Origin of the sequence: Microcystis sp. M109S1, assembly GCF_020247025.1 — a bacterium.
In the GTDB taxonomy this organism is placed as follows: domain Bacteria; phylum Cyanobacteriota; class Cyanobacteriia; order Cyanobacteriales; family Microcystaceae; genus Microcystis.
Window position 1 is genome coordinate 1 of the sequence record NZ_JADBRW010000407.1, and the last position, 14,889, is coordinate 14,889.

The 14,889-nt window shown below is 40.0% G+C and carries 11 protein-coding genes and 1 pseudogene; 10 read left to right on the top strand and 2 right to left on the bottom strand.

The window, feature by feature from the left end; all coding sequences use genetic code 11:
* Positions 1-113: 113 nt before the first annotated feature.
* Positions 114-308 carry a hypothetical protein gene (locus tag IM322_RS19905; RefSeq protein WP_287674466.1) on the top strand — a complete coding sequence of 65 codons (195 nt, stop codon included), beginning with the start codon at positions 114-116 and terminating at the stop codon, positions 306-308.
* A 93-nt stretch (positions 309-401) separates the two neighbouring features.
* Positions 402-1,064, top strand: coding sequence for a peptide-methionine (S)-S-oxide reductase MsrA (msrA, locus tag IM322_RS19910; protein ID WP_287674468.1), 663 nt, complete (start codon positions 402-404; stop codon positions 1,062-1,064).
* Positions 1,065-1,271: 207 nt separating this feature from the next.
* Here the strand turns inward: msrA and IM322_RS19915 are convergent, their stop codons facing one another.
* Positions 1,272-3,671 (bottom strand): ATP-binding cassette domain-containing protein, encoded by a 2,400-nt coding sequence (locus tag IM322_RS19915; RefSeq protein ID WP_287674469.1) that lies wholly within the window; start codon positions 3,669-3,671, stop codon positions 1,272-1,274.
* A gap of 196 nt (positions 3,672-3,867) precedes the next feature.
* Here IM322_RS19915 and sir point away from each other — a divergent pair, with 196 nt between their 5' ends.
* From sir to IM322_RS19950, 7 genes are all read left to right on the top strand, one after another.
* The gene (sir, locus tag IM322_RS19920) at positions 3,868-5,805 is read left to right on the top strand and encodes a sulfite reductase, ferredoxin dependent (protein WP_287674471.1); all 1,938 of its coding nucleotides are present in this window, start codon (positions 3,868-3,870) and stop codon (positions 5,803-5,805) included.
* Between the two features lie 174 nt (positions 5,806-5,979).
* On the top strand, positions 5,980-7,191 hold the full coding sequence (locus IM322_RS19925; RefSeq protein ID WP_287674473.1) for a DUF262 domain-containing protein: 1,212 nt from the start codon (positions 5,980-5,982) through the stop codon (positions 7,189-7,191).
* 2 nt (positions 7,192-7,193) lie between these two features.
* On the top strand, positions 7,194-8,270 hold the full coding sequence (locus IM322_RS19930) for an MAE_28990/MAE_18760 family HEPN-like nuclease (RefSeq protein WP_287674475.1): 1,077 nt from the start codon (positions 7,194-7,196) through the stop codon (positions 8,268-8,270).
* Between the two features lie 582 nt (positions 8,271-8,852).
* Positions 8,853-9,161, top strand: coding sequence for a DUF6679 family protein (locus IM322_RS19935; RefSeq protein WP_002735547.1), 309 nt, complete (start codon positions 8,853-8,855; stop codon positions 9,159-9,161).
* A 162-nt stretch (positions 9,162-9,323) separates the two neighbouring features.
* Positions 9,324-9,785, top strand: coding sequence for a cupredoxin domain-containing protein (locus IM322_RS19940; RefSeq protein WP_287674477.1), 462 nt, complete (start codon positions 9,324-9,326; stop codon positions 9,783-9,785).
* A complete protein-coding gene (cax, locus tag IM322_RS19945) occupies positions 9,782-10,867 on the top strand; it encodes a calcium/proton exchanger (protein WP_079208892.1) in 1,086 nt (361 codons plus the stop codon). The genes IM322_RS19940 and cax overlap by 4 nt, the downstream gene beginning before the upstream one ends.
* Before the next feature lie 328 nt (positions 10,868-11,195).
* Positions 11,196-12,815, top strand: a complete 1,620-nt coding sequence (locus IM322_RS19950) for a S8 family serine peptidase (RefSeq protein WP_287674478.1) — start codon at positions 11,196-11,198, stop codon at positions 12,813-12,815.
* A gap of 45 nt (positions 12,816-12,860) precedes the next feature.
* Here IM322_RS19950 and IM322_RS19955 read toward each other — a convergent pair whose 3' ends face one another.
* The gene (locus IM322_RS19955; RefSeq protein ID WP_287674481.1) at positions 12,861-14,126 is read right to left on the bottom strand and encodes a DNA cytosine methyltransferase; all 1,266 of its coding nucleotides are present in this window, start codon (positions 14,124-14,126) and stop codon (positions 12,861-12,863) included.
* Between the two features lie 313 nt (positions 14,127-14,439).
* Between IM322_RS19955 and IM322_RS19960 the strand changes: the two are divergent.
* A pseudogene (locus tag IM322_RS19960) lies at positions 14,440-14,889 on the top strand (hypothetical protein); the annotation flags it as partial.

Here is a 14,889-nt window from a genome sequence, read left to right on the forward strand (position 1 = left end):
AAAATTGTCTGCTCAATTTTTTGATAATTGACCACTGTTACATTTGGTAAATCGAGGAGTTGCTCAAAATTTATCCACATAACCCACCTCCTGTTCTGTGTTACTATTATACCATGCTCACACAGAACCTAGAAGAGCCCCAACGCTTACTGCTTAACTCTCAAAGTAATTGGCTGATAGCATTTTTCTTTATTCGTGGCAGGCATCCTACTCGCCTCTCCCCTTCTGGGAGAGGGTGGGGGGAAGGTAAATTAACCATCTCTGCCATTACTTTAGAAAAATGGTATCAGTGGATTGACAAAAATTGAGCTGCAGCCTCAGTTCTGATCACCGATCACTGAAATCCCTAAAATTAAGCGATAATGTAAAGTAAGGTAAAACTTTCTGGACAAATTCTTATTATGGTGTTATTCGGATTCGGAAAAAAATTAACTTTGCCCACAGTAAGGGAGGCACTACCCGGGCGATCAGAAAAAATGCCCGTACCTAGCGGCCACTACGTTAACGGTCATCCCTTGCAGCCCCCCTTTCCTGCCGGTATGGAAACCGCAATGTTTGGTTTAGGCTGTTTTTGGGGAGCAGAGCGGAAATTTTGGCAATTAGAAGGTGTTTACACCACGGCCGTAGGTTATGCGGCTGGTATCACCCCCAATCCCACCTATCAGGAAGTGTGTACCGGCATGACTGGGCATAATGAAGTGGTCTTAGTGGTCTATGATCCCAGTGTGATTTCCTACGAACAACTGTTAAAGGTTTTCTGGGAAAGTCATAATCCCACCCAAGGGATGCGTCAGGGTAATGATACGGGAACCCAGTATCGATCGGGTATCTATACCTATAGTCCCCAGCAAAGGCAATTAGCGGAAAAATCCCGATCGATCTACCAAGAAGCTCTCAATCAAGCGAGCTACGGTCAGATTACCACGGAAATTCTCGACGCACCTGAATTTTATTATGCTGAAGTTTATCATCAGCAGTATTTAGCGAAAAACCCCGGTGGTTACTGCGGTTTAGGGGGAACGAAAGTGGAATGTCCGATCGCTCTTGATCTGAAGTTAACTTAAGTAGGGTTAGCCGTCAGTTATCAGTTATCAGTTATCAGTTATCAGTTATCAGTGATCAGTTTTCAGTTTTCAGTTTTCATTCATAATTTATCATTCATAATTTATAGCGTTTCCTGTTCGCAAGAGGTACATTATCGATGTTGAAAAGCCTAATCAGCAAAGGTTTAACTGTCACACCCAGGTGTGAGAACCGCTATATCATTCAGATCACAAAATATCTTTTCTTTTTTGCAACCAATAGGTAAGGAGAAAATAAATAAGGGAATGAAGAATTAATACTCCCCAATTCAATAACAAATTATTGATAGATAATTGATAAACTTGATTGGTATCCTCAAAGGGTAAAGGGAAATTAAAAGTATTTTGTTCTTTCGCTTCTGCAATCATGTCTTCCACCTCTACTAATACCCCGTAGGCACCAATCGACCAGCGACTAATCATCAACCATGATAGATATTTCCCCAGACCTTCTAAGCTAAATAATACCCCAGCAAAGATAATCTGAGGAATTAAAATTAAAGGTAAGGCACTATTTGCTTGGGTGATATTACTAACGCCAGCAGAAATTAATAAACCGAGATTAATCGCCGCAAATATAGTTAAAAATGTGGTAATAAAACAGCCAATTAACCAAGTCATTAATTCCGGTTGTTGGTCAGTAAATCGCCAAAATATCACGCAGGTAATTACAATTGTTTGCAGAAAAGCTAAGGCTGCTAAAACCAGAATTTTTGACAATAAATAGGGTAATAATCCCAGATTAACTAATCTTTCTCGCTGATAAATTGCTGATTCTTTGACAATTTCCTGTAGGGAACAGGCAAAACCTACCCACAATTGCGCGCAGGTAAAAACAAAGAGAGTTTTTAAGGCTAAAGGTGCGGATTGGATGGCCTGCTCAAAACTGGGATTATCTCCCAAAAATAAAGGATTTTTGTCACCTAAAACCATGGCCATTAATAAAATTCCGATCGGAGCGGTTAATAGGTATAAAATTAAACTAACCTGATCGCGGATAATTAACTGGCTATAGCGTTGACATAAAATCTGTAGTTGTTGCCAAAAAGATTGTTGAACCTGTTGCGGCCTACTATGATTTTGCTGAAATATTTTACCGATTCTTGCTTCAATATTATTTTTGTAGTAGTCGGATTGTTGAAAACGTTGGCATTCTTGCTCAACTTTTTCCCTAGTTTCTAGATGAATATAAATATCGGCAAAATCCCCCTGAGGTAAAGAGAAAAAATTTAAGGCCTCCCCCGGAGAACCAAAATAACATAAATTGCCTCCTTGACCGAGGAAAACTAATCGATCGCAGAGATTGATATTATTAGTAGCATGGGTGACTAGGAGAATTGTTCTGCCTTCTTTGGCCAATTTTGCCAGCAATTCCATCATCTTTTTATCTAAACCGGGGTCTAATCCCGAAGTGGGTTCATCTAAAAAGAATAATTTGGGATTAGCTAATAATTCTACCGCAATACTCACCCTTTTTAATTGACCACCGCTTAAGTCTTTGACTAAAGTATTTCTTCTTTCTAATAACTCCACCTGCTGCAGGGTTTTCTCGATCACTTCTTGGCAATTAAGATCGGGAGGTAGCCTTAATTTAGAAGCATAATATAACACTTCTCCCACAGTTAAATCCCTGTGGACGATATCGTATTGGGGAACATAACCGATTTGGGTGCGATAGATATTAAAATTCTGGCGCAGCTCTTCCCCATTCAGATAAACAGTTCCCGAGGTGGTGGGTTCAATTCCTAATAAAGTCTTTAATAAAGTCGATTTTCCCGCACCACTTCCCCCAACAATCGCCACTAATTGACTCGGTTCGATCGGTAAGGAGATATGATTGAGAATTATCAAGGGTTGTTTCTTTTTATCTCGCACCCTCCTGACGATATTTTCGGCATCTAGACGGATATTATCCCCCGTATCTAATAAAACTAATTCATCTCCCTGCAACCGAAAACTATAGGGACCGATTCTCACTGTACAACCGTTAGTTAAAATGGCACTACCCGATACTTTTTGTCCGTCGATAAAGACTCCATTGGTGCTTTTGTCGTAGAGAATATAACGATTTTGGTTATCGCTGTCGATAATTGCGTGTTGTCGGGAAATTGTCGGCGCGTCTAAAACCACAGTTGCGGTATTATCTCGTCCTAAAACTACACTGCGATTGCCTAGGGAAACCGATTTAAAAGCTAAAGGTGGGCTTTTTACCGGTTGGTTAGGATGATAATAGGTGATCTTGACCCAATTTTTGACATCTTGACCGATATTAATCTCATCTCCATTTCGTAAAAGATAGCCCTCTTTGGGAGTAATCACGCGATTGTTGATAAAAAGTTTATTGGAACTAGGATTAGTCCCGTCTCCATCGTAGATATAGTAATCATTTCCCTGACGACGAAAACAAGCTTGTACTCGACTCACCAGCGTCCAGTGTTGGGGAACAACTAAATCCACCTGTTGACCATCCCGCCCCAATTTATGATTAGGACGACTCAGATTAATAGAAGGGAGAATTTCTCCCTGATTGTTAAGAATAATGTAGGGTTCTTGACTAATAACCGTTTTAATGTTGGGAGAATTGGTCATAAAAAGTTGATCGGTGGGTGGCGTTCGCAGGGGACGGTAAGAAGCTAAGATAGAATTGATGTCTCGATCGCTACTGTTAACCTCAGAGTCTGGAACGAACTCTAGAGATCATGTTAGTAAAACTTCTTAGGATCGATCGAGCTTGTCTAAATTCCTATTCCTAAGACCTATCCACAGGTTATCGTGCTGTTAGACGATGGTTACAACTCCTATTTCTCCTACCGCCAAGGTTTCTAAAGTCGAAGGTATCAAAGAACACAGTAATTATCTACGAGAACCTTTGGCCAGTGAACTCCTCGAAGATACAACCCATTTTACCGATGCGGCGGTGCAGATCCTTAAATTTCACGGTTCCTATCAACAGGATAATCGCGACAATAGAGCCAAAGGTCAAGAAAAAGACTATCAAATGATGTTGCGTACCCGCAGTCCGGGGGGTTTTATTCCCGCGCAACTATATCTTACCCTCGATAGTTTGTCCGATCGCTATGGTAACGGCACTTTACGGGTGACAACCCGCCAAGGCTTCCAATTACACGGCATTTTAAAGAAAAATCTCAAAGCAACCCTCGGGGAAATTATCCGCAGTATGGGATCCACTTTAGCGGCCTGTGGTGATGTTAATCGCAATGTCACCGCACCGCCAGCCCCCTACAAAAATCGCCCCGAATACGGCTATGCTTGGGAATATGCCAATAATATCGCCGATTTGCTCACTCCCCAAACTGGAGCCTACTACGAAATTTGGCTCGATGGCGAAAAAGTTATCAGTGCAGAAGAAGCACCAGAAGTCAAGGCATCGAGACAAAAAGATACAAATGGCATTAACAAAAACGATCCCATCGAACCGATCTACGGTCAACATTATATGCCCCGTAAGTTCAAGATCGGTGTCACTGTGCCGGGAGACAACTCCATCGATATCTACACCAATGACCTCGGTTTGGTGGTGATTACCGACGCAAACGGGGAATTACAGGGTTTTAACATCCTTGCGGGGGGTGGACTGGGAAGGACCCACAATAAGGAGGAAACTTTCCCCAGAATGGCCGATGCGATCGGTTATGTGGACAAAGAAGAGGTGTACGATCTGGTAAAAGCGATCGTGGCAACCCAAAGGGATTACGGAGATCGCGGCGATCGTCGTCATGCCAGAATGAAATATATCCTCGAAGAATGGGGAGTAGAAAAATTCCGCAGCACTGTTGAGGGTTATTTCGGCCAAAAAATCGCACCCTACCAACCCCTCCCCGATTGGAAATATCAAGACTTTTTGGGATGGAATGAACAGGGAGACGGAAAATTATTTTATGGTCTTCATGTAGAAAATGGCCGGGTCAAAAATGAGGGCAGTTTTCAGCTAAAAACCGCCTTAAAAGTGATTATCGAGCGTTTTCAGTTGCCCATGCGCTTGACGGCTAACCATAATATCATTCTCTACGAAATTGAACCCAAGGATCAGGAAGCCGTGGAAGCGATCCTGAAAGAACAGGGAATTATCACCAATCCCGCCGAAATTGACCCTTTAACCCGTTATTCCATGGCCTGTCCCGCTTGGCCCACCTGTGGATTAGCGATTACTGAGTCAGAAAGAATTTTACCCAGCGTGATTGAACGCATTCGCACTCTGCTTAATCGCTTAGGATTAACCAAAGAGGAATTTGTCATCCGCATGACAGGATGTCCCAATGGCTGCGCGCGTCCCTATATGGCAGAATTAGGATTTGTGGGTAGCGCTCCCAATTCCTACCAACTCTGGTTAGGGGGAACGGCCGATCAAACTCGACTAGCGCGCCCCTATTTGGATAAAATGGCGATCGATGATCTAGAAAAGGTCTTAGAACCGATTTTTGTTTACTTCCAACAGGATCAACAAAATAACGAAACCTTCGGAGAATTCTGTCACCGAGTCAATTTCCCTGCTTTACAAGCATTTTCAGCCACCTACACACCTAAAATGACCGAAACTACTACTACTGAATCAAAACCCAAACGCGTGCGTAAAAATCAAAACCGTGTCAGCGTCCCCGATGAAATGTTTGTCCGTCTCAAGGAAGCTTCGGAAACGGAAAAACGGCCGATGAATCAAATCATCAATGAGGCGCTAGAGGCCTATTTCAGCCAAAAATCCTAAGTTATCAGTTACCAGTTATCAGTGACCAGTTACCAATTTAAGAGAATTAACTTTTGAGAGTTATCTGGGAAGATTACCAATAACTCTTGATTCTCCTATATATCCTCAGTCTATGCTTAAAAATGAATGAGGTAAGTCCAGTCATATCAATTTGTACGCCTCTGGTGGGAAATTATGACAATCTCACGAACTAAAACAAATCCTTGGCAAAAACCTTCCCGAAAGGATGTTAAAAAATTATCAGATAATGAAATTAATGAAAAATATGAACAAGGTGAACGAAGAATATTATTAGAAATGAATCGAGAAAAATTGCCTAGTTTTGCTGAGTCTTTAAATAAGCCTAACTATATGGAAACGCGTCCTTTCTATCAGAGACGAGATCGCTGGGACGAACAAAAACAATCAAGACTGATTGAATCTTTTTTGATGAATATTCCTGTGCCTCCCCTGATTCTCTACGAAGCTTCCTATAACTCCTATGAAGTAATGGATGGTCAACAACGAATTACAGCAATTCAGAATTTTTATAACAACAAATTAAAATTAACAGGGTTAGAGATCTGGCCTGAATTAGAAGGAAGAAACTACGAAAGTCTTCCTGCAAAAATCAAAGATGGTATCAATCGGCGCGCCATTTCAACTATAGTTGTTATTACCGAGTCTCTATCGGATGCAGAGGAGGCTTTATCTTTAAAACAACTGGTTTTTGAACGCCTCAATACAGGAGGTGTATCTTTGAGTCGCCAAGAAATAAGAAACTGTATTTACTCTGGGAAATTCAATGAACTTTTATTCAAGCTTTCTGAGAATACTATTTTTGCTAAAGCTTGGGATATTCCTATTGATAATCAAGAAAAACTTAAAGAAAATGGATTTTATAAAAAGATGGAAGATGTAGAATTAATCCTCCGTTTTTTTGCCTTGAGGGATATTGACCAATATACTGGTAATTTATCTAAATATCTGGATAATTATATGATGAAAAAAAGTCTTAATTTTTCTTACGAGAATATCCAAGAGTTCGAGCAAGTATTTAACCAAACCATAGAGTTAGTATCTAGCATTTATCAGGAGCAGTTATTTAAGCCTTTCGATAGTAAAACCAAAACACATAAATCGAAAGCTTATAAAGTTTACTATGATGCAGTGATGATCAGTTTCAGCAACCATTTATCTCATTATCAAGAATTAATTAATAGAAAATCGGCAATAATTCAAGAAACTATCCAGTTATTTACTCAAGATTACCAGGGAATTACTCATCAAGATAAAAAATTTAAAAAAGGACTTTTCACTGGAGAAGGGGACAGTAAAGATGATTTTAAAGCTCGTATTCAAATTTTTAATTCTCTGATTCAACGAGTTCTTAAGCAGAGTATTTGAGAATGTTTGAAGGACTTTTAAATAACCTAAATGATGATATAAACACCATTCGATCAATAATTAATATCAGTGAAAAACTTAGAGAAATTATTGCGGATAATTCTTCACAACTCAACACAGAAGATTTAAAATATATTCAAGCAAATGCTCCTTTAGGAGACAAGTGGCTAGTTAACGATCATTGTTCATCTATCACAAGGTTATATGCTCTTTACGAAAATTTTGTCGAAAATCTAGTGGGAGATTGGATTATTTTGATGCCTCAATTATATAGCTGCTATCAAGATTTACCCGAATCTGTAAGAAATCAGCATAAGACAGGTTGTGCTACATTACTGGGTAATGAATATAAAAGAAATCGCTTCGATTCTCTTTCAGAGAGGGACATTATCAAAAATTTATTTGATACTGAATACGAAAATACAAGCAGATATAATCTCACATCAGCTGCTTTTTTGTTACATGAAGCGAATCTTAGAAAAGAGCAATTAACCAAACTTTTAGCCAATGCTGGCATATCGGCAACTGATTCTTGGCAGTGGATAGAAAATCATAAAAAAGTTAAGATTTTTATTGACAATAATGATAAGCGTAGTGTGGAAAAGGAATTAAAGAATTTTATCGAACTTCGCAATAATTCTGCTCATGGTAAAGTAGATACCGTCCTCAATGCCAATGATTTACTAAAATTATGTGATTTTGTCGAAGTTATATGTCAAGCTATAAGTGAATTAGTTCTTTATTGCTTTGTTTCTAGGAAGATCAAGATAGGAAAGCTTCAAAAGATCGGTAAAGTTGTCAAGTGGTATCAACAGCCACAAGCTTGCGATGTTAAAATATTAGATGAGCCACAGGAATCCAATAAAAGACTAGAAGTCGGTAAAAAAGTTTTTTTAGTCAGTGAAAAGAGAAAAATATGTCAAAATGCTATTATTGAAAGTATTCAAATTAATAGAAATGACACAAATACCCCTCGCCGAAGAATTACAATAAGAGAGATAAAAGATTCTATAATAGGCTTAAAATTTGACAAAGAAGGTCAAGAAGGATTAGAAGTTTATTTAGTTATTTCGGACTGATTGAAATGAATATAGCGTTTCTCATAAATATGAAGTATAACCAGATTTGGCATCGTCTCCCCACTCCCCAACCCAGGGTGAGCGCATCTCAAACGCTATTGACAATTGAGATGGCAAATTCTCCTCAAATATGCCTGAAGTGCTTTCAGGGTAAGCAACTCACATAAAGTTCATTTTGTCAAGGGTCGTTAAGATGCGCTTACCCTGAAGTAGCTGTAAGCTCACAGCCATTTTTTATCTCAAATGTCGGGGGGTTGAAATTTGGCCTCTAACCTCATCCCTAAACCTTATTCCCGATTCCATCCAGGAATACTGTTAGGAAGTGAAAATTTATGTCACAATGACTCTATAAGGGCGGTTTTTTAGTGAATCGCCGAGGCCGTCTATTAATCGAATCGATGTGTTTGAAGAACGTAGTCCCAAACTGGAAACCTGACTTTTCTTACCCATTCTTGCCACTACTAGCGGAATTTTCCTCCCTTTTGTCTTATCCACGGGAATTCTTGAGCTATTGCCGAGATTGGCATTTTGTAACTTCCCGTTAGTTGAATTCAACAAAAGAAGCTGTTTAGGAGCAATTATATGTTACACCGCAAGATTTATCAATTCTGTATGGATGGTCAGGAAGTCTGCATTTTCTTGCGCGATCAGCAAAGATGGATTGATAATGCTCGTATTATCGATCTAGAAAGCGATCTCGTCACCATTCGCTACGAAACAGAAGAAGAAGACGAGATTAGTTCTTGGGAAGAAATGGTGCGTTTAGAAAGTATTGGTGCGGTTAGCAGAAAACTGGCCTCGGTGTCGCGGACGAATCCTGATATTAATGTCTCGGAAGATTGTCCAGAAGCAGAACAACTTTATCCCCATTCTCCCGATAGCTTAGATTAATTTTGTCGATTTAACTGACAGTGGCTAGAAGTCCCGAGGTTTTAACAATGGCCAAGGGACTTTTAGGGGATGGAAAGGAAGAGAGCCGGTAAGAATCACCGCTTGTTCTAAAATTATCGTCAAAGCCGCCAGATTTTCTCTATTATAAGCCAGAGGAGCAAAATGAATTCTAATCCCTACGTCGCTGCCAAGGATATCTATCAAAAATTTGTGGCAGTAGTAATAGTTTTAGTTAGTTGTTGGTTAGTGACTTTTCCGTCCTTCGCCGGCTCCGCCCCTCTAGAAGTTAAAATTAGTCTAGGATCCGGACAAGGAGAATTAAAATTCTTTCCTAGTCAATTAAACTTTATTGCTGGACAAAAATACAAATTAATTCTCGATAATCCCAGTCCCACTAAACATTATTTTACCGCTAAAGACTTCGCCGATGCTAGTTGGACGCAGAAAGTTGAAGCGGGAAAAGTGGAGATTAAAGGGGCGATTCACGAACTAGAATTAAAACCTAATGCACAAGCAGAATGGGTAATAGTTCCTCTCAAAACCGGTAAGTATCAATTAATCTGTACTATTCCGGGTCATGCTGCAGCGGGAATGGTGGGAGAAATCGCCATTAATAACCCATGAATTTAAGAAAAATTGTCTCCTTTGCTTTCCTATTATTTATTCCCCTATCGGTGGTCGCTAGTCGTCTTAATTGGGGAGATCAAGCTATTTTTATCACTGCCGCTTTATCGATCATTCCCCTGTCAATTTGGTTAAGTACGTCTGTGGAAAGAGTTGCCGTAGTCACCGGGCCAACTTTGGGAGGATTAGTTAATGCTATCTTCGGCAATACCACCACTTTAGTTATTGCCTTAATTGCCCTAAAAAAAGGCTTGGTGGACATCGTACAAGCCAGTATTACCGGTAGTATTCTCAGCGACTTATTATTATTTATGGGCATGGGAATGCTCACGGGAGGAATTCGCTACAAAGAGCAAGAATTTAAACCGATTTTAGCGCGGGTAAATGGTTCTTCCATGACTTTAGCAGTAATAGCGATCGCTTTACCAACTTTGGTAATATATACTTCTAACGTGGTGGAAGTTGCCGATATTCTCAGTCTTTCCCTAGTCACTGCCACGGTTTTATTAATAGTTTACGGGTTAACTTTATTATTTTCCCTCAAAACCCATAGTTATCTCTACGAAGTGGGATTAAGTAATGAAAATACCCCTGACAATCAGGTTAGTGAGGAAGAAAAAGCTCAAGTCTGGATTTGGTTACTTGTGCTGCTTACTTCCACCGTAGCTGTAGCTTATGAGTCGGATTTATTTGTTGATGTAGTGGAATCGGTTATGGAAGGATTTAATCTCACTCCTCTCTTTATCGGGGTGATTTTCATCCCTTTAATTAGCGATGTTTCTGGAATAGTTACCGTCACTCAATTAGCCCTAAAAAATCAGATGGATTTAACGGTTTCCGTGGCTATGGGTGATAGTTTATTGGTGGCTTTATTCGTGGCCCCTTTATTAGTTTTTATCGGTCAATTTTGGCAGCAACCGATGGATTTAAATTTTAATCCCTTTAACGTGGTGGCTTTGATTGTCGCAGTGGTTGTCACTAATTTAATCAGCTTTACTGGTCGTTCCAATTGGTTAGATGGAACCCTATTACTAGCCACCTATTTAATCTTGGCAGTGGCTTTTTATTACCATCCCGCCTAGCAAAAAAAGAGATTTGGGTATTTTCTAAGATTGGGTGCATCTCATTTTTGTAAATCTACTAAGTTGGGATTTTTAAAGGGAAACTCTCTGCTAAAGTCGCGCATTACTTTCGATTTTTTCCCTCAATCCAAGCTTTTGGGGGGTTCTACCCCCCAAACCCCCCGTTGGGGGCGTGGCGCCGCCCCCAAACCCCCCGCGCATTAGTTTTTCGGTGGGATGCTTACACGCAGCTGCTGACGCATCTGTAATAATTTAAGAGTTACTAATAATTGCTGATTGTCGGTATTTCTGCAAATCTGAGATTCACTCCTGAGATTTCTGTCTTAGAATGGATCGGTATCACCTTACCGCCGCAGGATTGCTGATGATGAAAAGAGGGTTTTGGTTTGTCGTCGGGTTAGTAGTAACGATAATTCTGCTTCCTTCCCTAGTTCTTTCTAATTCCATCGGTGAACAGGGAATTTATGCCGATCGCTTGCGGGCGGAACCCTATAATTTATTAGGACGAAAAATTGCCATCGGTCAAGTGGAAATTGGCCGACCGGCTCAGTTCGGTTATGATAAAGTGGCAGCTTGGCAGCCTCCCTATAAATTAGCTGGTGTTTTTTTTCGCGATCAAATTGCCAAACCCAACACCTATCTAGACAATCACGCCGCTATGGTGGCAACGGTGATGGTAAGTGATGATAAAAAAATCCCCGGAGTTGCCCCAAAAGCGAGATTATATTCGGGTGCGGTGGGTTCTTTGCGACGCGGCGGACAACCAGAAGAATGTCTTGCTAGTCAAAATATTGCCCGACAAAATAGCGGTGATGTGCGCGCGATTAACTTTAGTTTTGGGGAATCTTTGCAAAGAGATCAAAGACAGGAAGCAAAATTAGATGGTCAAGCTTTATTAACTCAATGTGTTGATTGGTCATCGCGAGTTGATGATGTTCTTTATGTAATTGCTGGCAATCAAGGTAAGGGAGGAATTCCCATTCCCACCGATCATTTTAACGGCATTACCACCGCTTATACAGCCAAAAGAGAAGGAAAATTCACTAAAGTTGATTTTGCTAATATTAGTGCTTTGCCGGTGGGTATTGGCCGCAGTTTAATTAAACGGGAAATTAATGATGGTTCGCGACGGTCAATTAATTTAGTTGCCCCTGGCAATAAAATAGAGCTTTATGACCTCAAAGGTAAATTAAATACTGTTAGTGGCACCAGTTTCGCCGCTCCTCATATTACGGCATCGGTGGCACTTTTACAAGAATACGGCGATCAACAAATTAACCAAAAAAATCCCCATTGGAGTCTCGATTCTCGTCATCATCAAGTGATGAAAGCAGTCATGCTTAATGCTGCCGATAAAATTAAAGATACGGGTGATGGCTTACGGTTAGGTATGAGACGGACGGTCTTAACTAAAGACCAAAAAACTTGGTTAGAGTCCGATGCTTATAAAGACCCGAAAATTCCTTTAGATATGCAGATGGGTACGGGACATCTTAACACTTTTCGCGCCTACGAACAGTTTAGTAATGGTCAATGGTCAGCCACAGAATCTATTCCTGCTATTGGTTGGGATTACGGTACAGTTACCGCTAATGATTATCAAGATTATGCCCTAGAGAAGCCATTAAAAGCTAATAGTTTTGTCTCGATAACTTTAGCATGGGATCGTTTGGTAGAATTAATCGATACTAATCGCAATAATCTCTATGATATCGATGAAAGTTTCCGAGATCTCGGACTGAATAATTTAGATGTTTATCTTTTACCTGCCCAGGAGGATAATAATACTAAATACACCTGTGCTTCCCTGAGTGATAGTGATAGTTTAGAGCATATTTTTTGTCCTATTCCTACCTCTGGAAAGTATAAAATTCGGGTTCAATATCGTCAACAAGTTAACGAGAAAGAACAGGCTTTTGCTCTCGCTTGGTGGACAGTAACCGAATAATAAAAAGGCAGTTAATCGTACTATTAAAAACGGATTTGGTATAATTTAAATACTGACCAACCTCTGAGAGACACCTCGTTTTCTTTTCGGGATAACATCATCAGAGATTCCCCAATAATTTGATGCCTGAGACATATTATATAGTAATAATTCGACCGGCATTTTTTCTAAAATAACTCGGTTGAGATTGGCAGTATTGACATTCATTGCTCTCATCACAGCATCACCAAGTTCTTTCGATAATAGCGGAATAACAGCGTTACCAATCTCGCGAAAACCATGCCATATTGTGCGGTGAAACTGAAACCAATCGGGGAATGTATGCAGTCTGGCAGCTTCTCGCACAGTGATACAACGAGGAATAGAATAGTGAATGGGTCTAGGAGCAGTATAGGCCCCTTTGTCACTATTAGTTCCGGCGCGGAGAGTATTGCATAAACCGGTGGGGGAAAGCTTTAAAAAGCGACTTTTTCGCTCCACTGTACCCGGTTCGGTTAAGATAAATCTATCAATTGATTTTTGAGTATGAACTGAGCCTATATGTCCATAGATTTTTGTATCTACTGTTCTTTGATGGCAAAGTTTAAAAATATCCCTTGGCTGCACTGAATATTTTTTCCTCTTGCCACTATAATCTAATTTTGATGCGGGTATGCCTAAATCATTATCGATAAAGGCCGATATTGATTCTAAATCTGAAATCGCATCATAGACGGTGGTAAAAGCTGATTTTTCTCCTGACAAAACAGCAGGATATGTGGCCATTGTCACATCCTTGCGACTACCAATTAAGATTAATCTTCTGCGCTTTTGAGGTGCGCCGTATTCACTAGCATCTAGGATTTTAATTGGCTGATTAATTGTATAGCCAATAGCTTCAAATTCAGAGATTAACTCCTCTAAAAATTGTTTATGTTTACCCGTAGCCATGCCGGGGACATTTTCAAAGATAAAATACTTGGGTTTAATTTCCCCTACAATCCGCAGATATTGAAATACTAGGGAATTTCTAGGATCATCTATTTGTCGTTTGCCAATAAGGGAAAAACCTTGACAAGGGGGACCACCAGCAATTAAACTAACATCGGTAGAATAGCCTTTTAGTTTTAATAAGTCTAATATTTCCCTACTGGTTACTTTGGCTATATCCCGGCAAATAGTTTGACAATAGGGAAAGTTAAAATGATGAACCAAGGAATGGACTGCATCAAATTCTACTGCTACAGCAATATCAAATCCTGCCGCTTCTAAACCAAGGGACATCCCACCGCAGCCAGCAAATAAATCGATCGCAATTGGTCTATGTTTCACCTTGATAATTAGTTCTCTATTGTCTGTTTTTCATTTTTTCATTATACTGTATTGTCGCAGTAAACCTTTGCGGTCAATGTAATGACTTCTTCTCTTTTGCCGATTATTCCTGCTGTTGACGATGTTTTGTTTAATTTTGCTCAATCTGATGGGTTTATCTCATCAGGTGGTGAACACTAGGAGAAACTGAGAAAACGGGTTTCTTTAAGAAACCCGTTTTCTGGTAATAAATGTTAATTTCCGTTACAGGGGTCTTGAAAAATTGGCGATTGTTTGCACAAAATAGTCGCAGTAAATCCTTCTGGCGAATATCATCAATCCTTCCCTGTTGCCGATTATTCCTGCTGTTGACGATATTTTGTTTAATTTCGCTCAATCTGATGATTTTTGGGCTAATTTGGCAACTGCTTTTGGCACAAGTTATGATGTGGTTAAGGCAACAGAATTACGAAATCAGTGGCAAAGTCGCAATTTCAGTCAACTTCCCCCAATTGAGGTACTCAGTGGCGAAGTTTTAGGGACAGCGAAGGGTGCTTATGCGGTTAGCACTAATAAAATTTATCTATCAGAGTCTTTTTTGAATGTTGCTTCCTCAGAATCGCTAGTTAAGGTAATTTTAGAAGAAATTGGGCATTATGTGGATGCTCAAATTAATCCGGTGGATACCCCCGGAGATGAGGGTGAATATTTTGCTAAGGTGGTATTAAATCAACCGTTGACTGAAGCAGAAATTACCCGCTTAAAAACGGAAAATGACCAGGCT